Here is a 20,058-nt window from a genome sequence, read left to right as displayed (position 1 = left end):
GGAGCCCCGGAACAGAGATCTTTCCGCGGTCAGTGCTTGATGTTGGCCTTCAGCGTCGAGAGCTGACGGCGCAGCTGCGCCGGCACCGTGCCGGCCTCGTCGAGCTCGTCGAAGTAGGCGCCGATCTGGTCCACCTCGCGGTTCCACGCACCGCGGTCGACCGAGAGGATCGACTGCAGCTCCTCGTAGCCGAGGTCGAGGCCGTCGACGTTGAAGTCGCGCACGCGGGGCAGCTTGCCGATGGGGGAGTCGACCACCTCGACCTCGCCCTCGATGCGGCGCACGATCCACTCGAGCACCCGCGAGTTCTCCGAGAACCCAGGCCAGATGAACCGGCCTTCGCTGTCCTTGCGGAACCAGTTGACCGAGAAGATCGGCGGCGCATCCGTTCCCAGCTGCTCGCCCACGTCCAGCCAGTGGCCGAAGTAGTCGGTGATGTTGTAGCCGCAGAACGGCAGCATCGCGAACGGGTCGTGACGGAGGCGACCGACCGCGCCCTCGGCGGCGGCGGTGGTCTCCGACGCCATCGTGGCGCCCATGAACACCCCGTGCGCCCAGTCGCGCGCCTGCGAGACCAGCGGCACTGTGCTCGGGCGTCGTCCGCCGAACATGATGGCGTCGATCACGACACCCTCCGGGGCGTCCCAGTCGCTCGCGATCGTGGGGCACTGGTCGGCGGTGACCGTGAACCGGGAGTTCGGATGCGCGGCGGGAGTCGTCGCATCCGGCGTCCAGTCCGCACCCTGCCAGTCGATGAGGTGCGCCGGCGCCTTCGGGGTGAGGCCCTCCCACCACACGTCGCCGTCGTCACGCAGCGCGACGTTGGTGAAGATGGTGTTGCCCCAGACGGTGTCGACCGCCGTGGGGTTGGTGGTGATGCCGGTGCCCGGTGCCACCCCGAAGAAGCCGCGCTCGGGGTTGATCGCGCGGAGCTTGCCGTCGGCGCCGGGGCGCATCCAGGCGATGTCGTCACCGATCGTCTCGACCTTCCAGCCGGGCACGGAGGGATTCAGCATCGCCAGGTTCGTCTTGCCGCAGGCGCTCGGGAAGGCGGCGGCCACGTGGTAGACCTTGCCCTCGGGGCTCGTGATCTTGATGATCAGCATGTGCTCGGCCAGCCAGCCCTCGTCGCGGGCCATCACGCTCGCGATGCGCAGGGCGAAGCACTTCTTGCCGAGCAGCGCGTTTCCGCCGTAGCCCGAGCCGAACGACCAGATCTCGCGGGTCTCCGGGAAGTGCGAGATGTACTTCGTGGGGTTGTGCGGCCAGGCGACGTCGTCGTGGCGAACGCCCTCGTCGTCGATGAGCGGGGCGCCCACCGAATGCAGCGCCGGCACCCAGGGGGTCTCTTCCTCGATGAGGTCGAGTGCGGCCGCGCCCATGCGGGTCATGAGTTGCATGCTCACCACCACGTAGGGGGAGTCGGTGACCTGCACGCCGAGCTGCGAGATCGGCCCGCCGAGCGGACCCATCGAGAACGGCACCACGTACATGGTGCGACCGCGCATGCTCCCGGCGAAGAGCGTGGTCAGTTCCTCGCGCATCGCGAAGGGGTTGCGCCAGTTGTTCGTGGGGCCGGCGTCGGCCTCGCGCTCGGAGCAGATGAAGGTGCGGTCTTCGACGCGGGCCACATCGGCCGGGTCGCTGCGCGCGAGGAAGCTGTTCGGGCGCCATTCCGGGTTGAGGCGGATGAGAGTGCCCTGGGCGACCATCATCTTGGTCAGATCGTCCCACTCCCGGGTGGAGCCGTCGCACCACACCACGTTGTCGGGTTTGGTGAGCAGTGCGACGTCGCGCACCCATTCGTTCACGGCGGCGTTCTTGCTCGGTCCGTCGACATCGATCATGTTGGTTGTCTCGAGGATGCTCATGGTGGGCCTTTTCTCGTCAATTCCGTGGCGGTTCTTCCACTATCCGACTTATTCGAGGTAGATTCGGCGAGCAGCGCGGAAAAGATCCGGCGATCTTTACAAGAAAACAAGATCTTCACAGGAGAGCACCTTGAGCGACAACGGCGACCTCATCACCCTCGGCCGGCGCATCCGTCACCACCGGAAATTGAAGGGGCTCACGCTCGACCAGCTCGGCGCGCGGGTGGGCGTGGTCGGCAGCCAGCTCTCGCTCATCGAGAACGGGCGGCGCGAGCCCAAGCTCTCGCTGCTGCAGGCGCTCGCGGCCGAGCTGGGGGTGCCGGTTCCCGATCTGCTGAGCGCTGAGGCTCCGGATGCGCGGACCGCCCTCGAGATCGAGCTCGCCAAAGCGCAGCAAGCTCCGCTCTACGCCTCGCTCGGCCTGCCCACGGTGCCCGCCAGCCGGAGTCTGCCGTTGGAGACGCTGGAGGCGCTCGTGGGACTTCACCGCGAACTGCGCCGTCGCGCCACGGAGTCGATCGCGACGCCCGAGGAGGCGCGCCGTGCGAACACCGAGAACCGGCAGGCGATGCGGCAGAAGAACAACTACCTGCCCGACCTCGAGCGCCTGGCCGAGGAGACACTCGCGACCGTGGGCCACACGACCGGTGCGCTCACCCACCGCAGCGTCTCGCTGCTGGCCGAGAAGCTCGGCTTCTCGCTCATCTACGTCGACAACCTGCCGCACTCCGCGCGCTCGGTGACCGATCTCGAGAACGGGCGCATCTACCTGCCGCCGGCGTCCATCCCAGGCGGCCACGGCCTCCGGTCGATGGCACTGCAGGCGATGGCGCACCGCCTGCTCGGCCACCAGCCCCCGAAGAGCTACGCCGAGTTCTTGCAGCAGCGGCTCGAGATCAACTACTTCGCGGCGGCCTGCCTCATGCCGCTGACGCAGTCGGTGGCGTTCCTCTCCGCGGCGAAGCAGCGCAAAGACCTCTCGGTCGAGGACTTCCGTGACGCGTTCGGCGTGACGCATGAGGCGGCGGCCCTCCGCCTGACCAACCTCGCGACCTCGCACCTCGACATGGGCGTGCACTTCTTGCGGGTGGGGGAGGACGGGGCGATCTACAAGGCGTACGAGAACGACGGCCTGCCCCTGCCGGCCGACGTCACCGGCGCGGTCGAGGGCCAGCTGGTCTGCCGCAAGTGGGCGGCGCGCGGCGCGCTCGGGCGCACCAACCGCACCACGGAGTTCTACCAGTACACCGACACGCCCGCCGGTACCTTCTGGTGCGCCACCCAGACCGGCAAGACGGATGCGGGGGAGTTCTCGATCACGTTCGGCGTGCCGTTCGCCGATGCCAAGTGGTTCCGCGGTCGCGACACCCAAGGGCGGGTGCAGTCCACCTGCCCCGACGAATCCTGCTGCCGCAAGCCCGCATCGGAGCTTGCGGAACGCTGGTCGGATGCGGCCTGGCCGAGCGCCAAACTGCACGCGCACATCCTCTCGCCGCTGCCCTCCGGCAAGTTCCCCGGGGTGGACGAGAACGAGGTCTACCAGTTCCTCGAGGCGCACTCGGCGAGTTGAGGGTCGGCCCTCGGCCTACGCTTGAAGCATGGAACTCGGCGCCTACGGAGTGATCGCCGTCGCGGTGATCGTGGGCGTGGCGGCGTTCTCGAAGAAGCTCGGCATCGCCGCGCCCATCATCCTCGTGGTGGTGGGTGTCGGCCTGTCCTACCTGCCGGGGGTTCCCGACATCGAGGTGCCGCACGAGATCATCCTCGACGGCTTGCTTCCGCCCATCCTCTACGCGGCGGCGATCAGTGTGCCGGTGATGGATTTCCGGCGCAATCTCGCGCCCATCGCCAGTCTCTCGGTGGTACTGGTCATCGTCACCGCCTTCGCCACGGGCTTCCTGCTGTTCACGCTGCTGCCGGATCTCGACTTCGCCGCGGCGGTGGCGCTCGGGGCGATCATCAGTCCGCCGGATGCGGTCGCCGCGACCTCGATCGGCCGCCGGCTCGGACTCCCCCCGCGCCTCCTGACGGTGCTCGAAGGCGAGGGGCTCGTCAACGACGCCACCGCCCTCGTGCTGTTGCGCTCAGCGGTCGCTGCGGCGGCCGGCGCCCTCGCCTCGCCCTGGGCAGGGGTGGCCGACTTCCTCTATGCGGTGGTGGTCGCCGTGCTGATCGGCCTCGCGGCGGGGTTCGTCACCGTGTTCGTGCGCTCGAAGCTCAACGACTCCGTGCTCGACACCGCTTTGTCGCTGGCCGTGCCGTTCGTGGCGTTCATGCCCGCGGAGGCGCTCGGCGCATCCGGAGTGCTCGCCGTCGTGGTGGCGGGTCTGTACACCGGGCATGCCAGCCCGACCCGGTTCTCGCCGCAGTCGCGGATCAGCGACCGCATCAACTGGCGCACGATCCAGTTCTTGCTCGAGAACGGGGTGTTCCTGCTCATCGGGCTCGAGATCCGCACCCTGGTCGAAGACGTCGATCCGAGTGTGCTGGGCGTGGGCGAGTCGGTGGCGATCGGTCTCGTCGCCACGCTGGCGCTGATGGTGGTGCGCTACCTCTGGATCGGGCCTCTCGTGTACGGACTGAGACGCCGCGAGGAGCGCAACGAGAAACGCACCTACCGGGCGTTGCTCGCGCTCTACTACTACCGCACGCACCCGGTGAACACGGTCTGGCAGGCGCGCACCCGCAACCGGCTGGAGCGGGACTACGAGCGACGCCGAGCCGACCTGGAGCAGCAGCGCCAGGAGCGCATCGACTGGCGTGGCGGCATCGTGCTCGGCTGGTCGGGAATGCGCGGCGTGGTGACCCTCGCGGCCGCGCAATCGTTGCCGGACAGCACGCCCTACCGGCCGCAACTCATCCTGATCGCCTTCACCGTCGCGGTGGCGAGCATCGTGGTGCAGGGCGGGACGTTGCCGTGGCTCATCCGTCTGCTGAAGGTGGAGGGGGTCGACGCGGCCGAGGACCGGCGCGAACTCGCGGCACTGCTCGAGGACATCAGTGGTGCGGGCCTCGAAGCTCTCGACGACATCGAGTCGGAGGCGGCGGGTGCCCTGCCGATCGATCCCGATGTCATCGAGCGGGCCCGGCAGTCGTCGTTCCTGCGCACGGAGGCGGCCTGGGAGCGCGCCCGCTCGCGCCGCTCGTCGCCCGAGCGGCCGCATCAGCAGTACCGCGACCTCCGGCTGGCGGTCGTGGCGGCCGAGCGGGAGCGGTTGCTCGCCCTCCGGGCGCAGGGCAGTTACTCGTCGCGGGTGCTCAGCGAGGCGCAGGCGCTGCTCGATCTCGAGGAGACGCGGCTCGCACGGCCCGCCACCGGCCACTGAACGCGGTGCGCGGGGCGGATGCTCGCACTTCGCGTTTCAGAGGAGCTTCGAGAGCTGTTCTGACAGGCCCGCGCCATCGGGTGCGAAGACCCAGGGCGTGGTGTTCGCGGCCGGCACCTGGTCGAGCTTCGAGCGCCCACCGGCAAGCACCGCCTCGCTGGCGGAGAGCTGCCGGATGGCGATCGCCCGCACGTGGTCGGGGTGGTCGAGGGCGAACTCGCCGTAGATCTCCTCGTCGTGCTGGCCGTCGTCGCCGATCAGCAGCCAGCGGATGTCGGGGAATTCCACGGCGAGGCGCCTCAGGTTCGTCTCCTTGTGCTCCCGCCCACTGCGGAAGAAACGGTCGTGGGTCGGCCCCCAGTCGGTGAGCAGCATCGGCCCGCGCGGGTAGAGGTTGCGGCCGAGGAAGCGGGTGAGGGTCGGCGCGACGTTCCAGGCTCCGGTGGAGAGGTAGATGACGGGGGCGCCCGGATGCTCGGTCATCAGCCGGTCGAGGAAGACCGCCATGCCCGGGGTGGGGGTTCGCGCGTGCTCGTCGAGCACGAAGGTGTTCCAGAACGCCAGGAGCGGCCGGGGGAGCGTGGTCACCATGACCGTGTCGTCGATGTCGCAGACCACCCCGAAGTCGGTGCCGGGGGTGACGATGTAGATCGGCGCTTCGACCGCATCCGACCCCTCGGTCTGCATGGTGATGGTGTGCCAGCCGGGTTCGAGATCGACGTCGACGGGAGTGTCGACCACACCACCACGGTCGGCGCGCACGGTGCGCACGACGCCCTCGATCTCGATCGTGACGTCGACGTCGCCCACCGGAACGCTCGTGAAACTGCGCCAGCCGCGGACGCGCTCCTCGCGACGCTGCGGTTTGCGGGCACCCCGTGAACTCGGCTTCGGCTGCTTCGTGAGGAGCACCCGCCCGAGCACGCGGATGCGGGTGGTCGACCCGTATCCGGCATACGGAATCACGGTCGGCTGGTGCCCGCGACGCCTGGCCCACCGCTCGCGGACTTCATGGATCGCGTCATCGATACGCGCGGCACGGTGGAGCCGAGGTGCCGCGACTGGGTTCTCTGGCACGCAACCAGTCTGTCATGTCTTCCCGACGGGCCGCCCAGCGTGTATGCGACTGACAGGATCTCGGAACTACACTTGGGTGTCGGGATTCGGGAAGGAATGGGCGGAGTGTCATTCAACGAGCTAGTCAGCGGAGCGCTCACGACAACCGGACAGGTTCGCAACGAGCCCGTTCAGGCTCGGAGCAGTGAGCGCATCGGTGCCCTTCTCGATGCCGCGTCGGCCGTGGTCGCCGAAGTCGGAATCGAACGACTGACCACCGCGATGGTGGCCGAGCGCGCCGGAGCCTCGATCGGCACGGTCTACCGGTACTTCCCCGATCGCATCGCGGTGCTCAGCGCCATGAGTCTGCGCGGGTTCGAACGGTTCCTGCGGCTGGGGGTCGAGAACCTCGAGCGCGTGCAGCCCACGACGCTCGAGGGTGTCTTCGACTGCCTCATCGACGCCTCGGTGCAGTTGCACCGTACGGAGCCCGGGTACACCTCCATCCGGTTGAGCGACCAGATCGCGTTGCCGGAGGTCGATGGCGGCACCACGGCGGCACGCGTTGCCGGCCCGTTGGCCGCCATCCTGGTGTCCGACCTCGGTCTTGACGGCGAGGGTCTGGCGGCCCGTATCGACATCGCACTCACCGTCGCCGACGCGTTGCTCGTGCGCGCGTTCATCGGCGCTCCTGAGGGCGACGAAGCGGCGATCGCAGCCGCGCGGGCGGTCGTGGCGTCGTACCTGGCCGGGTCCGCAGTCGCGGCCTAGCCTTCCGAGGAGTGGCGGTGCGGCGATGACGCGACCGACCGGGCTGACCCGAGAAGATGTGTTGGAACTGTGTGCCGGGTTGCCGGCGACGACGGATGAGCGCCCGTTCGGGCCCGAGACATCCGTGTTCAAAGTGGTCGGCAAGGTGTTCGCGCTGACGAACCTCGATCGGGAACCGTGCACTGTGACGCTCAAGGCAGCGCCGCCGCATGCCGAGGCGCTGGTGCGGGAGCACTCGTGGATCATTCCGGGTTACCACATGAACAAGCGGCACTGGGTGACGGTGACGCTCGGCCCGGAGACCGATGGGCAGTTGGTGTCGGATCTGGTGGTGAACTCCTACGATCTCGTGGTGGCGGGGTTGCCGCGGGCGCAGCGACCGTAGGGGTTCGCTCGGTTCGCTCGGTTCGCTTGGTTCGCTCGGTTCGGCTCAGAGGCGCGCGATGCGGTCGATGTCCTCGAGGAACTCGCTGGCGACCTCGTCGGAGACGGTGCGGCGGGTGGAGCGCACTGCCTCGAGGTAGTCGGCGGTGAAGGGACCGGCGATCTCGGCCGTGGGGGAGTGCAGGGCGCGTTCGAGTGCAGCCTGGGACGCCTTGCGGGCGGCGAATTCGATGTCGGCGGGAGTGAATCCGTCGGTGTGGGCGACCAGGGCGTCGACGTCGACCAGACCGGCGGCCGCGACATCCGTGGGGAGGTAGCCGGACCAGATCGCGCGGCGGGCGCCGGTGTCGGGAAGCCCGATCGGCACCACGTAGTCGAATCGGCCGTGGCGGAGGAACGCGGTGTCGAGCGAGCGGATGAAGTTGGTGGCGCAGATGAGTAGCCGCCCCGACTGCTCGCGGAACTCGGGGATCAGTTTGAGCAGTTCGTTCGTCACACCCTGGAGGGGTGAGGGCGGTTCGCCTTGGCGGTGTGAGGCGATCTCTTCGACCTCGTCGATGAAGACGACGGCGTGTTCGAGTTCGGAGATCTTCTGGAAGGTCTCGCGTAGGGCTCCCGCCAGACCTTTCGGGTCGCCGGCCAGTCGAGAGGGAAAGACCTCGATGAACGACCATTCGAGACGGGAGGCGATGGCTTTGGCGAAGGTGGTCTTGCCGGTGCCGGGCGGGCCGAACAGCATGACGGCGCGGGGCGGCACGACGCCGAACCGTTCGGCGAGGTCGGGCCGTGCGAGAGGTGTGACGAGGCGCAGTTCGAGCAGCTCTTTCTCGTTCTGCATGCCGCCGACCGCCTCCCAGAGGCCGCGGGAGAGGAGGCGGCCGCCGAGTTCGCGCAGAACGACGAGTTCTTCGCGTTGCACGGGCAGCTCCCGTTCGACGTAGCGCAGGTTCTTCTTCAGTTCGAAGCCCTGTGCCTCGAAGTCGTCGAGGCGGGTCTGTGATTCGGGCATCAGGGCCGAGAGCTTGGCGAGGCCGAGCGGGGCCATGTGCCGCTCGAGGGCGGCGAGCATGCGGGCGCCGAGGTCGGAGTCGCGCACGGCGGGCACGGAGCGGTCGGTGGCGAAGAACACGATCCAGCCCTGGGCGTGAGCGGCGCGGCCGACGGCGGCGCCCACCACTCGGTCGCCGATGACGGCTACGACGGCGTGGTCGATCTGGCAGGAGGCGATGACCTCGGAGAGTGCGTAGACGGGTTCGGTGCCGTCGGCCTTGGCCTGCTCCCAGAGGTGCAGGATGCCGTCGAGGTCGTCGGGGTGGAAGTCGCGGATGTGCGGGGTGGTCATCGTTCCTCCTCGGTGAGGTGCGGATGTGGCGGTCGGGCGGGTGCTGGGTGCGGGGGTGCGGCGGATGGGGTGGCCGACAAAGGGGAGTGAGCCGGGTGCGGGAGCGAGCCTGAGTGTGGTGGGCCGCGGTGTGGCTGGTCGACGCTGGGGTGATCAGTGAGGTTAGCAGCGCCGGGATGTCGTCGGGCATGCTCCGGTAAGACGGAGGGCGAAAGTTCGGCCGAACTTCTGTTTTCGGCACGACGAGGCACGTTGGAGCGCGATGGTGCGCCCTAGATGCGGTGACACGCGCGCGGGGTCACTCGCGTCGACGCCAATAGGTGGGTCTTTGGCCGGATCTACCCAGTGGGTGGTGGGTTGGGGGGTTTGGTGGTGTGTTGGCGTCCGTGGGGGCTGGTCCAGGTGAGGTGTCGGGGGTGGTTGGGGTGGGTGGTGATGGTCCAGTTGGTTTGGTGTTTGAGGTGGTGGTGTTTGGTGCAGAGGTGGTGGAGGTTGTTGGGGGTGGTGGTGCCGCCTTTGGCCCAGTCGTGGGTGTGGTCGAGTTCGCAGCGGTTGGCGCGGCGGGTGCAGTGGGGGAAGCGGCAGGTTTCGTCGAGGGTGGCGAGGAGGAGGCGGAGGTCGTTGGGGGCGCTGTAGCGTTCCCGCCCGGTCAGGGCAGGGGCGGGGGTGGGGGGTTCTGCTGGCTCGGGTGTGGTGGGGGTGAGGTTGGTGGGGGTGGGTGGTTTGCGGTGGCGGGTGAGGGTGGGTTCGCCGGTGGTGGGGTGGGTGGTGACGCGGAGGTGGGTGGGTGCGGTTGCGGCGGTGGTTCGGGTGGTGGTGGGGTCGATGGGGCCGTAGCCGTGGAGGAGTCCGGGTGGTGTGTTGGGGTGGTTGGGGTTGCCGGTGATGGTGGTGGCCGGTGCGGTGATGATCACTTGGGCGGTGATGGTGGCGGGGTGGGCGGGGTTTCCTGGGCCGAGGAGCAGGTCGGTGAACGCGTCGGCTCGGCGTTGCAGGTGGGTGCGGTGATCCGTGCTGATGGTGGGATCCGTGCTGATGGTGGTGGGGTCGGTGCTGGTGCTGGTGCTGGTGCTGGTGGTGGTGGTGGGGTCGGGGAGGCCGGGGCGGCCGAGGTGTCCGTAGGGGTTGGTGCGGGAGGTGCGGGCGATTTTGTCGATGAGGTCGTCGATCGCGATGGCGTGGATGGCCGGGAGGTGGGCGGTGAGGGTGGCCATGCCGTCGCAGGTGGGTTCGATGAACACGGTGCGTTTCTCGACCGCTGATTGGGTGCGGGTGGTGATGGATTCGGGGTGCGCGGTTTCGCGGAGGCGGCGGGCGGTGTCGTCGAACCGGTACGGGGTCGTCTCCACCGCCACGGCCAGAAGCTGCTCCTCGAAGGCGGCCTGCGCTTCCACCGGGATGCTACTGGCGTGGTTGATGAGGTGCCGGGCGTGCTGCACCGTGATCTGACCGGCGTCGAGCGCGGCCAGGGTGGTGGGGAATCGGGTGATCAGGGTTTCGGAGTCGTTGATCCGGGTCGTGACGGTGCGCTCGGACTGTTTCGTGGCGGTCGCGATCTCGGTCGCAACCAGCTGCCGTTCACGTGCCCGGGCGTCTGACCTCGACACCGATTCCGGGCGAGCAAGCCCCGCGCGGGCATCCGCGATCTGGGCGGCCTCGGCGAGGCAGCGGGCGATACCGGCTTCGGCGCGGGCGATGATCTCGCGGTAGGCGGTGACGCGTTCGATGACGGAGTCCAGGTGCAAGTCCAGGAGGCCGAGTTCGGACACCGCAGCGCGGGCGTTGGCGGCGGCTTGCGCGTCAGCAGCTGCCTGCTCCTCGCGCGTGTCGGGGGTCTCGAACCGAACCTTCATGAGAATAATTCAAGCATGAGCCTCCGACATTGAGCGGTGCTGCCGCGCGCTACGCGCTTGCCCGAAATGAGACCCGGTCACCACGCGTGGATGGCTGGGTTCGGGTCAGGCCACGCGCATCCGTCTCGACAACGAGACCAAGACCGGATGGCCGGGTGACCGAGCCGTGTTTGCGGGTGTTCCCTGATCCCATCGTCGGCAAGCGCGCAGCGCGCGGCAGCACCGTCAACACACGGCACCCCGCTACTCTGGAAGCGCTTGCCGGCGAGAAGGAGTGACGGATGCGCGAATCAAACCCCGTCACGCTCGCCGAAGTGGCCGCGCACGCCGGGGTCTCGCTGGCCACCGCATCGCGTGCCCTCAATGGCAGCGAACGCACGGTCAAGCCCGAACTGCAGGAACGCGTCGCCGCCAGCGCCCGCGCCCTCGGCTACGTCGTGAACGCACACGCGCAGGCCGTGGCCAAGGGTTCGAGCTCGATGGTGGCGCTGGTGCTGGGCGACGTGGCCGACCCGTACTTCGCCGGCATCGCCGCGGGCGTGATCGCGGCGGCACGCCGCAGAGAGCTCCAGGTGACCATGGCCATCACCGGCGGAGACGCCGCAGTGGAGCGCGAGACCGTCATCGCCCTGCGCTCCCAGCGACCGCGCGCGATCGTGCTGGCGGGCAGCCGGCACGTGGATGCCGCCGTCGAGGCACTGCTCGAACGCGAACTCGCGGAGTTTCGTGGCAGGGGTGGTCGGGTGTCGTTCGTGAGCGGTCCGCCGACTGCGGACGACGCGACCGCGACCGTGACCGTGACCGCGCGCACCGTCGAGGTGCGCAATCGCGAGGGGGCGCACGACCTCGCTGCCGCGCTGGTCGAGCTCGGATACCGCGACTTCGCCGTGCTCGCCGGATCGCCCGAACTCGCGACCCCGGTCGAACGCGTGGCGGGGTTCGTGGCGGGGGCGCAGGCCGCAGGGGTGACGGTGGGAAGCGACGACGTGCACCCAGGGCCGTTCTCCCGCGACGGCGGCTACGAGGCGATGGTCCGGCTGCTCGACTCCGGGCGGCGTCCGGAGTGCGTGTTCGCCGTCACCGACGTGATGGCGGTGGGAGCGATGACCGCCCTCCGCGAGCGCGGACTCCAGCCCGGGCGGGATGTGGCGGTGGCCGGGTTCGACGACATCCCCATGCTGCAGGACGTGCATCCTGAACTCACCACCGTGCGCCTCCCGCTCGCCACCATCGGGGAGCGCGCACTCGAATCGGCCTTGGCGGGCGACGACGCCCAACCGTTGGCTTCGGTGAGCGGAACAGTCGTCCTCCGCGAGAGCACTCCCCGTCGCTGACGATCGTCGCTGGACGGATGCGCGTTTCTGTGCCACAGTTGGAAAGCGCTTTCCGCGGTAAGCGGCCCATCAACGCAGAACGACAGACAAGGAGTCGCCGTGCCGACCACCACCCTCCGCATCATCATGAACGGCGTCACCGGGCGCATGGGCTACCGCCAGCACCTGGTGCGCTCGATCCTCGCGATCCGTGACGAGGGCGGCATCCTGCTGCCGAACGGCGACCGCATCCAGGTGGAGCCCGTGCTGGTGGGCCGCAACGCCGAGAAGCTCGCCGAGCTCGCCGCGAAGCACGGCGTCGCCGAGTACACCACCGACCTCACCGCCGCCCTCGCCGACGAGAGCGCCACCATCTACTTCGACGCGCAGGTGACGAGCGCCCGCAAGGATGCGATCCTGCAGGCCATCGCCGCCGGCAAGCACATCTACACCGAGAAGCCGATCGCCAACTCGGTGGCCGACGGCCTCGAACTCGTGGCCGCAGCCGAGGCCGCCGGTGTCGTGAACGGCGTCGTGCACGACAAGCTCTTCCTGCCCGGCCTCCTGAAGCTGAAGCGCCTGGTGGACTCCGGCTTCTTCGGCCGCATCCTCTCCGTGCGCGGCGAGTTCGGCTACTGGGTGTTCGAGGGTGACTTCCTGCCCGCCCAGCGCCCGAGCTGGAATTACCGCAAAGAAGACGGTGGCGGCATGACCCTCGACATGTACTGCCACTGGAACTACGTGCTCGAGAACCTCTTCGGCCGGGTCGAGGCCGTGTCGAGCAAGGCCGTCACCCACATCCACGAGCGCTGGGACGAGCAGGGCAACCGCTACGAGGCCACCGCCGACGACGCCGCCTACGGCATCTTCGAGCTCGACGGCGACATCATCGCGCAGATCAACTCCAGCTGGGCGGTGCGGGTCGACCGCGGCGAGCTGGTCGAATTCCAGGTCGACGGCACGCTCGGCTCGGCCGTGGCCGGCCTCTTCGGCTGCCGGGTTCAGCCGCGCGTCAACACGCCCAAGCCGGTCTGGAACCCGGACCTGCCCACCGACCAGGACTTCCGTAGCCAGTGGACGCAGATCCCCGACAATGAGGAGTTCAGCAACGGCTTCCGCGCCCAGTGGGAGCAGTTCCTGCAAGACGTGGTCGCCGGCCGCCCGCACGCCTACGACCTCGCCGCGGGAGTGCGCGGCCTGCAGCTGGTGGATGCGGCCATGCAGTCCTCGGCGGAAGGTCGCCGCATCGAGATCGAGCGGGTGGCGCGATGACCCTCACGTCGGCCCGCGGCACCGTCGCCCTCCCCACCGCGGAGGGGTGGCGCGAGATCACGCTGAACGACCCGCGCGAGTGGGCCGAGCATCCGGAGCCCTACTCGTCGCGCGTCGCGTTCGCGGCCGCGCACGTGGTGGCCGACCCACGCGGCAACAACGTGCCGGGCGCCCCGGCCGCCATCGACTGGGATGCGACGCTCGCCTTCCGCCGCGGCCTCTTCCGCTATGGGCTCGGGGTGGCCGAGGCCATGGACACCGCGCAGCGCAACATGGGGCTGGACTGGCCCGCCATCCAGGAGCTCGTCTCCCGAAGCGCCGCGCAGGCGGCCGAACTCGGCGCGCGCATCGCCTCGGGCGCCGGCACCGACCACCTGCCCGACGCCGCCACCGCCGCCCGCCCGGCCACGCTCGCCGAGGTCGAGGCCGCCTACCTCGAACAGGTCGCGTTCGTCGAGGGCACCGGCTCGCAGGTGATCGTGATGGCGTCGCGCCACCTCGCGCGCGCCGCCGCTGGTGCGGACGACTATCTCGCCGTCTACGACCGCATCCTCAGCCAGGTCTCGCGGCCCGTGGTGCTGCACTGGCTCGGCGAGGCCTTCGACCCGCAATTGCGTGGTTACTGGGGCTCGACGGATGTCGGGGCCGCCACCGAGACCTTCCTCACCCTCGTGCGAGCGCACGCCGCGAAGGTCGACGGCGTCAAGGTGTCGCTGCTGGATGCGGGCCACGAGATCGCGCTCCGGCGTGCGCTGCCCGCGGGCGTGCGCCTCTACACGGGCGACGACTTCAACTACCCGGAGCTCATCCGCGGCGACGATCAGGGCCACTCGGATGCCCTGCTCGGCGCGTTCGCGGCCATCGCACCTGCCGCATCCGCCGCGCTCAGCGCTCTCGACGCAGACGACCTCGACCGCTACGACGCCGAGCTGGCCCCCACGCTCGAGCTGTCTCGGCACATCTTCGAGGCGCCGACGTTCTACTACAAGGTCGGCATCGCGTTCACGGCGTGGCTGACCGGTGCGCAGAGCGGGTTCCAGATGGTGGGCGGGTTGCAGTCGGCCCGCAGCCTGCCGCACCTGGCGCGGGTGTTCGAACTACTGAACGACGCGCGGCTCCTGCCTGACCCGGAGCTCGCGGCGCACCGCCTCTCCCTGCTCGCCGAGACCCTCGGAGCCACTCGGTGAGCGGCGCGCGGCAGCGGCTCTCGCTGAACCAGCGCACCACGGCGAACTGGTCGCTCCGCGAAGCCCTCGACGGCACCTTGGCCGCCGGGCTCGAGTCGATCGGGCTCTGGCGGGAACCGGTGGCCGAGGTGGGGCTCGCGACGGCCGCGGAGTGGGTACGGGCATCCGGACTGCGGGTCTCGTCGCTCTGCCGGGGCGGTTTCTTCACCGCGGAGGAACCGGATGCGCGGCGCAGCGCCCACGAGAACAACCTGCGCGCCATCGAGGAGGCCGCTGAGCTCGGCGCCGTCACCCTCGTGCTCGTGCCGGGCGGGCTGCCCGAGGGTTCGACCGACCTCCCCGGCGCCCGAGCGCGGGCCGCCGAGGCGATCGCCGACCTCGCCCCCGTCGCGAAGCAGCACGGAGTGGTGCTCGGCATCGAGCCGATGAACCCCATCTTCGCCGCCGACCGCGGCGTGGTGTCGACGTTGGCGCAGGCGCTCGACATCGCCGAGGCCTTCCCGGCCGACGAGGTGGGCGTCGTGGTCGACACCTTCCACCTCTGGTGGGAGCCGGGCGTGGAGCAGCAGATCGCGCGCGCCGCCGAGCGCATCGTGAGCTACCAGATCGGCGACTGGATCACACCGCTGCCGGCCGACACGTTGCTCTCCCGCGGCATGATGGGCGACGGGCACATCGGCTTCCCGGCGTTCACCCGCGCCGTGGCCGCCGCCGGGTACCAGGGCGACGTCGAGGTCGAGATCTTCAACGCCGACGTCTGGGCGACGCCCGGCGCCGAGGTGCTCGCCACGATGTCCGACCGCTACCGGAGGCTCGTCGAACCCTGGCTGTGAGCCGTGCGCGGTGGAAGGCTGGACGCATGACCACCGAACCCCGGCACCCCCGCCCCTCGTTGCACGCGTTGCTCACCGACCGGCTGGGGGAGGTGGGCATCCGCAGCGCGCAGATCCTGCTGGCGCTCGCGCTCGCGGCGGTGATCGTGTTCGGGCTGGTGCAGTTGAAGCTCGTGGTCATCCCGGTGCTGATCGCGCTCATCCTCGCCGCCGCTCTGGCGCCGGTGATCGGCTGGATGCGCCGCCGCGGCCTCCCGGCGATGGTCGCCACCTGGATCACCCTGGTGGGCGGCATCGTCGTGTTCGGCGGGATCGTCACCCTCATCGTGATCGCCGTGCGCGGGCAGTGGGACGACCTGTCGAGCTCGGCGGCAGACGGCATCGACCGGATCGGCGACTTCCTGAAGTCGGGGTCGCTTCCCATCGACCAATCGCAGCTCGACGACGCGCGCGACGCCGTCACCGGCTTCCTCACCAGCAGCCAGTTCGGCACCGGTGCCCTGGCCGGCGTCTCGGTCGCCGCCGAGGTGATCACCGGCGCGCTGCTGGCCGTGGTGGTGCTGTTCTTCTTCCTGAAGGACGGCGACCGCATCTGGGCGTTCTTCCTCCGCCCGTTCACCGGCCGGCGGCTCGAGCGCGGTCGGCGCATCGGCGCCACGGCGGTGCGGACGCTCGGCGGCTACGTGCGCGGCACGGCGATCATCGCCTTCGTCGACGCCGCCGGCATCGGGATCGGCCTCGCCATCCTGCAGGTGCCGCTGGCGCTGCCGCTCGCGGTGATCGTCTTCATCGGCGCGTTCATCCCGATCGTGGGCGCGACCGTCGCGGGCATCCTTGCCGCACTCGTCGCGCTCGTGGCAAACGGACCGGTGGTCGCGCTGATCGTGGTGGCGATCGTGATCGCGGTGAACCAGCTGGAGGGCAACTTCCTTCAGCCAGTGGTGCAGGCGCGGTCGCTGAAGCTGCACCCGCTCGTCATCCTGGTGGCATTGACCGCCGGTACCATCCTCGGCGGGATCGTCGGCGCTGTGCTGTCGGTGCCGATCGCGGCGGTCGCCTGGGCGATCGTGAAGGCGTGGAACGCACCCGACGAGGCTGCGCCGCCGTTCGCCGAGCCCTCGCACGAGGGCGAAACCGAGCCTCTGCCTGCCGCGAGCGTGCAGGCCGGGCCGGGCGCACCTGCCGCGCCGGTCGCGCCTGCCGTGTCGGGCGCCCCGGAGGCGGAGGGGCCTGGCGCTCAGGCGGGGTAGGGCGCCGACTTGAGCTGGCGGGCGAGGTGGGCCGCGTTCGCGGCCAGGGTCGCCGTGGCGGCGGCGGTCGCCTCCGGCACGGCCGGGAGCTGGTTGTAGTCCACGGTGTGCATGGCCTCGCCGTTCCAGTACGTGCCGCCCTGGGCGGGCACGGTGAAGCCCACGTCGTTGAGGCCCTGGAAGAGATCGGCGGTGATCTTGTGTGCGCCGTCCTCGTTGCCGACGACTCCGACCACGGCGACGCGCCCGAAGAGGATCGGGCGACCCTCCGCATCCGTCTCCGACAGCTCAGCGTCGAGTCGCTCGAGCACGCGTTGCGCCACACTCGACATGTGGCCCATCCAGGTGGGGGAGGTGACCACGAGGATGTCGGCGGCCCGGATGCGGTCGCGGATGCCCGGCCACGCGTCGCCGTCGCCCATGTCGCCCTCCACCCCGGGTTTCACGTCGTGATCGACCACACGGATGCTCGTTCCGCTCACACCGTGCCCGCCCAGCGCGTCGAGAATCTGAGTCGCCATCAGCTCGCTGCTCGACGCGGTGGGCGAGGGGCTGAGCGTGCAGACCAGCGCGAGGGCGGTGAGCGGGGCGGATGCGGCGGTGGCGGTGTCGGTCATGCTTCGAGCATGCTCCGGTCGGCTCAATCCGGCACGGTGAGCGCCGGCGAGCGGCGGCGGAAGCCCTCGCGCAGGTGCACGGTCGAGGGGTCGAGGCGCGCGATGTCGTCCCACTCCACGAGGAAGCTGCCGCGGTGCCGCCACCTCAGGAACTCCGCGATCGGCCACGGGCTCCGGGTGTCGTGCCGCTCGTAGCCGAGGAACGACGATCCGCTGTGCGGACTGACCACGAGCCCCGCCAGCCGCGCCTCGGCGAGCAGCACCGACGGCGCTCCGTCGACCACGAAGCGCGCGTCGATCACCTGACCGAGCTTCTCGCCATCCGGGCCCAGCACGGTGTTGCGCATCAGGTCACTCAGGATCATGACGACCTCCCGGGATGTGGGCGATGATGTGGTCGCGCACCCAGCGCTCCACCCAGGTGACGTCGAGCTCGCCGCCGCGAATGCCGAGGCGTACCACGATGCCGGCGTCGGCGACGTGTCGCCACGCGATGCGATGCAGGCGCGACGCGGGCGGGCGGCCGCCGAAGATCCGGGTGCCGAGCACCGGCCCGCTGAGCAGCGCCGTGATGACGGGAGCCGGCGTTCCGGGCGGAATGGGTTCGCCCCAAGGCACGTCGCTCAGCTCGAGGTCGTCGACCACCGTGACCGGCACCTCGTCGACGTCGAGCACCTGGCGGTCGAGCAGGTTCAGCTCGGCGTCGAGCACCTGCCCGTGGTACTCCGGTGCCGGATCGAGCTCGGTCATGCGCCCGCTCCCGTCACGATCATGAGGGGGATCGCCGCGACGGCGGCCACGACGATGATGACGAGGTAGATCATCCCGAACGCGTTCGTGAGTCTGCCGTTGACGTCACGCCCCATGTACTGCTTGTCGTTCGCCACGATGAGGATGGGGATGTAGGTCAGCGGCAACGCCACCGCTGAGAACACCACCGAATACTCGGTGACGAGGATCGGGTCTACCCCTGTCGCCAGGATGCCGAGCCCGATGAGCAGGCACACAATCATGGCGATGTGGAAGCGCGCGGCCTGCGCGGGCCGACGGAACTTGCCCCACGACCATCCGAAGAACTGGGCCAGGGTGTACCCGCTGGAGAGTGTGGTCTCGAGCGCAGCGCCGAAGGTGGCGGCCACCACGCCCACGAGCACGAACGCGAGCGCGAGCTTGCCTCCCGCCTCGACGACCGGCTGCACGACCTGGGAGAGCGTCGTCACCTCGATTCCCCGTGGCATCAGCACGATCGCGGCGCACGCGGCGATGGAGATCGAGAGGATGCCGCCGAGTGGAAAGCCGATCACGACGTTCAGCCGGGATTGCGAGATGTCCTTGCGCGTCCACTTCTCCTCCACCGCCCCGGAGGAGAAGAAGAACACCTCGTACGGGGTCATCGCCGCACCGAACAGCGCCACCGCGTAGTACCAGTAGGCTCCGCCGGTCTCGCCCGCCGGCACCGAGGGCGCCATCGCCTGACCAGCGAGCTCGGCCCAGTCGGGGTGCAGCAGGAAGACGGCGACGGCGAACACGATGAGCGTGAGACCGAGGAGACCTGTGACGTTCTCCATCACGCTGAACTTCACCCGCCAGATGACGAGCCACACCGCGAACGCGGCCACCGGCACCCAGAGCGTGGGTTCGACGCTCGAGGCCAGCTGAAGGGCGAGTGCCACGCCGCCCACCTCGGCGGTGAGGGTGAGCAGGTTGATCAGGAACGAGGCGGCGAGGTTCGCGAGCCCGGCACGCGGCCCGAGGCGCTCGCGGATGATCTCGAACGTCGCCCGCCCGCTCACCGCCGCCACCCGGCCGGACATCTGGGCGAACAGGCAGATGCCGATCACTCCCACGACCACCACCCAGACGAGCGAGAGCCCGAACCGCGAGCCGACGACCGCGTTGGTGACGAGATCACCGATGTCGACGAACCCGCCGATGGCGGTGAGAATGCCGAGGGCGACCCCGAGCAGCCGCTTCATTGCCGCTCCTCCAACTCGTCGCCGAGCTCGGAAGCGGCGTCGGCGGCGGCTTCGAGGCGGTGCAGCAGGGCGTCGGCGTCGCTCGTCCCACTTGGATCGCTGACCTGCTCGCGTGCGGCCACGATGCTGTCGCTGCACTCGCGGATGGTCGCGGCGGCGGTCTGTCGCACCTCGCGTTCGTCGGCGGTCGACACCTCCAGCTCGGCGACGGATGTCGCGGCGGTCTGCACCTCGTCGAGCATGTCGTCAAGGGTGACCCCGGTCGCGGCATCCGTCGTCCGGTCGCCGAGGTGCTGCTCGAACGCGAGAGCGGCCGACTGGGCGGCCGAGGCGGCGTCACTGACCGATCTCGCCGCGTCGCCCGTGGCGCCGCCCGACATAGTGGCACAGCCGGAGAGAACGCTGCCGGTGAGCGCAGCCAGGACGGCGGTTGCGACCATCCGCTGTGCTGCCGGGGGCCGACGGTACTTCATGCCGGTCAACCTACTCGCGAGGAGCTCGCGCGGCAGCAAGGCCCTCAGCGCATCATCCTCAGTGCATCAGCACCGGACTGATCAGTACCAGACCTTCACCTTGCCGACGGTCGCGTAGACCGCGCTCAGCAGCGCGGTGAACGGCACGAACGCGCGCAGGAAGTACACCACGACGGTGACCTCGTTGAGGTCGGCCCAGAGGAAGAGCAGAATCGCCACCGCACCCGCGATCAGGGTGTTGCGGAAGGGCTTCGACCAGGTGATGTTCAGTGCGGCGAAGCCGACCGAGGCGAGCACGATGCCGGTGTCGACCACGAAGGCGCCCCAGCGCGCGTCGGTGAAGTGCGGTGCGATGATCCACAACGCGATCGCGACAAGCCAGAAGAGCACGAAGACGCCGCCCTTGGCCGGCTTGGGCAGTTCGCGGCGCGGGGCCTCCGGCAATACAACAGTCGTCACGTCGAGCGCTCCTTCGTCGAGATGTCTTCACCCAGAACTCTAGCGGGACTGCGGCCGAGGGCGCGCCCGGCCACG

General features: G+C 69.5%; 19 protein-coding genes. 9 read left to right on the top strand and 10 right to left on the bottom strand.

Translation table 11 applies throughout. The annotated features are described in order from the left end of the window. Positions 1-29: 29 nt before the first annotated feature. On the bottom strand, positions 30-1,871 hold the full coding sequence (locus tag AC3WLB_RS01255) for a phosphoenolpyruvate carboxykinase (GTP) (protein WP_492502553.1): 1,842 nt from the start codon (positions 1,869-1,871) through the stop codon (positions 30-32). Positions 1,872-2,001: 130 nt separating this feature from the next. On the opposite strand from AC3WLB_RS01255, the gene AC3WLB_RS01250 reads away from it, so the two are divergent. Then, complete coding sequence (locus AC3WLB_RS01250; protein WP_492502551.1) at positions 2,002-3,441, top strand: helix-turn-helix domain-containing protein; 1,440 nt, start codon at positions 2,002-2,004, stop codon at positions 3,439-3,441. 28 nt (positions 3,442-3,469) lie between these two features. Further along, positions 3,470-5,197 (top strand): cation:proton antiporter, encoded by a 1,728-nt coding sequence (locus AC3WLB_RS01245; RefSeq protein ID WP_022895630.1) that lies wholly within the window; start codon positions 3,470-3,472, stop codon positions 5,195-5,197. A 36-nt stretch (positions 5,198-5,233) separates the two neighbouring features. Here AC3WLB_RS01245 and AC3WLB_RS01240 read toward each other — a convergent pair whose 3' ends face one another. Further along, positions 5,234-6,274 carry a phosphatase domain-containing protein gene (locus tag AC3WLB_RS01240; protein WP_022895631.1) on the bottom strand — a complete coding sequence of 347 codons (1,041 nt, stop codon included), beginning with the start codon at positions 6,272-6,274 and terminating at the stop codon, positions 5,234-5,236. 105 nt (positions 6,275-6,379) lie between these two features. Here AC3WLB_RS01240 and AC3WLB_RS01235 point away from each other — a divergent pair, with 105 nt between their 5' ends. Further along, entirely contained in the window at positions 6,380-7,024 is a 645-nt protein-coding gene (locus AC3WLB_RS01235) for a TetR/AcrR family transcriptional regulator (protein WP_022895632.1), read from the top strand. Between the two features lie 58 nt (positions 7,025-7,082). After that, on the top strand, positions 7,083-7,409 hold the full coding sequence (locus AC3WLB_RS01230; protein ID WP_492504628.1) for an MmcQ/YjbR family DNA-binding protein: 327 nt from the start codon (positions 7,083-7,085) through the stop codon (positions 7,407-7,409). A 45-nt stretch (positions 7,410-7,454) separates the two neighbouring features. Here AC3WLB_RS01230 and AC3WLB_RS01225 read toward each other — a convergent pair whose 3' ends face one another. Then, a complete protein-coding gene (locus AC3WLB_RS01225; RefSeq protein WP_492502548.1) occupies positions 7,455-8,750 on the bottom strand; it encodes an ATP-binding protein in 1,296 nt (431 codons plus the stop codon). Positions 8,751-9,088: 338 nt separating this feature from the next. Beyond that, on the bottom strand, positions 9,089-10,603 hold the full coding sequence (locus AC3WLB_RS01220) for an HNH endonuclease signature motif containing protein (protein WP_492502546.1): 1,515 nt from the start codon (positions 10,601-10,603) through the stop codon (positions 9,089-9,091). A 281-nt stretch (positions 10,604-10,884) separates the two neighbouring features. Between AC3WLB_RS01220 and AC3WLB_RS01215 the strand changes: the two genes are divergently transcribed. The 5 genes from AC3WLB_RS01215 to AC3WLB_RS01195 all read left to right on the top strand — a co-directional run bounded on the left by AC3WLB_RS01215 (position 10,885) and on the right by AC3WLB_RS01195 (position 16,458). Further along, positions 10,885-11,937, top strand: coding sequence for a LacI family DNA-binding transcriptional regulator (locus tag AC3WLB_RS01215; protein WP_492502544.1), 1,053 nt, complete (start codon positions 10,885-10,887; stop codon positions 11,935-11,937). A gap of 126 nt (positions 11,938-12,063) precedes the next feature. Next, positions 12,064-13,188 carry a Gfo/Idh/MocA family protein gene (locus tag AC3WLB_RS01210; RefSeq protein ID WP_492504626.1) on the top strand — a complete coding sequence of 375 codons (1,125 nt, stop codon included), beginning with the start codon at positions 12,064-12,066 and terminating at the stop codon, positions 13,186-13,188. Beyond that, positions 13,185-14,375, top strand: coding sequence for a dihydrodipicolinate synthase family protein (locus AC3WLB_RS01205; RefSeq protein ID WP_492502542.1), 1,191 nt, complete (start codon positions 13,185-13,187; stop codon positions 14,373-14,375). Before AC3WLB_RS01210 ends, AC3WLB_RS01205 begins: the two co-directional genes overlap by 4 nt. Continuing rightward, on the top strand, positions 14,372-15,208 hold the full coding sequence (locus AC3WLB_RS01200) for a sugar phosphate isomerase/epimerase family protein (RefSeq protein ID WP_492502540.1): 837 nt from the start codon (positions 14,372-14,374) through the stop codon (positions 15,206-15,208). Before AC3WLB_RS01205 ends, AC3WLB_RS01200 begins: the two co-directional genes overlap by 4 nt. Positions 15,209-15,234: 26 nt before the next feature. Beyond that, on the top strand, positions 15,235-16,458 hold the full coding sequence (locus AC3WLB_RS01195) for an AI-2E family transporter (protein ID WP_492502538.1): 1,224 nt from the start codon (positions 15,235-15,237) through the stop codon (positions 16,456-16,458). Here the strand turns inward: AC3WLB_RS01195 and AC3WLB_RS01190 are convergent. The 6 genes from AC3WLB_RS01190 to AC3WLB_RS01165 all read right to left on the bottom strand — a co-directional run bounded on the left by AC3WLB_RS01190 (position 16,446) and on the right by AC3WLB_RS01165 (position 19,983). Further along, positions 16,446-17,075: a flavodoxin family protein gene (locus AC3WLB_RS01190; RefSeq protein WP_492502537.1), complete on the bottom strand. Its 630-nt coding sequence runs from the start codon at positions 17,073-17,075 to the stop codon at positions 16,446-16,448. The genes AC3WLB_RS01195 and AC3WLB_RS01190 overlap by 13 nt on opposite strands. Positions 17,076-17,098: 23 nt before the next feature. Next, entirely contained in the window at positions 17,099-17,440 is a 342-nt protein-coding gene (locus AC3WLB_RS01185; RefSeq protein ID WP_492502536.1) for a PRC-barrel domain-containing protein, read from the bottom strand. Continuing rightward, on the bottom strand, positions 17,427-17,825 hold the full coding sequence (locus AC3WLB_RS01180) for a hypothetical protein (RefSeq protein WP_492502535.1): 399 nt from the start codon (positions 17,823-17,825) through the stop codon (positions 17,427-17,429). Before AC3WLB_RS01180 ends, AC3WLB_RS01185 begins: the two co-directional genes overlap by 14 nt. Beyond that, entirely contained in the window at positions 17,822-19,051 is a 1,230-nt protein-coding gene (locus tag AC3WLB_RS01175; protein ID WP_022895706.1) for an Nramp family divalent metal transporter, read from the bottom strand. The genes AC3WLB_RS01180 and AC3WLB_RS01175 overlap by 4 nt, the downstream gene beginning before the upstream one ends. Continuing rightward, the gene (locus tag AC3WLB_RS01170; RefSeq protein ID WP_492502534.1) at positions 19,048-19,524 is read right to left on the bottom strand and encodes a hypothetical protein; all 477 of its coding nucleotides are present in this window, start codon (positions 19,522-19,524) and stop codon (positions 19,048-19,050) included. Before AC3WLB_RS01170 ends, AC3WLB_RS01175 begins: the two co-directional genes overlap by 4 nt. 81 nt (positions 19,525-19,605) lie before the next feature. Beyond that, complete coding sequence (locus tag AC3WLB_RS01165) at positions 19,606-19,983, bottom strand: hypothetical protein (protein ID WP_148287496.1); 378 nt, start codon at positions 19,981-19,983, stop codon at positions 19,606-19,608. Positions 19,984-20,058: the final 75 nt, after the last annotated feature.

This window comes from Herbiconiux sp. FW305-C-125, from assembly GCF_058783455.1.
The sequence above is the reverse complement of the archived record's forward strand: the minus strand, read 5'-3'. Positions and strand labels throughout refer to the sequence as shown.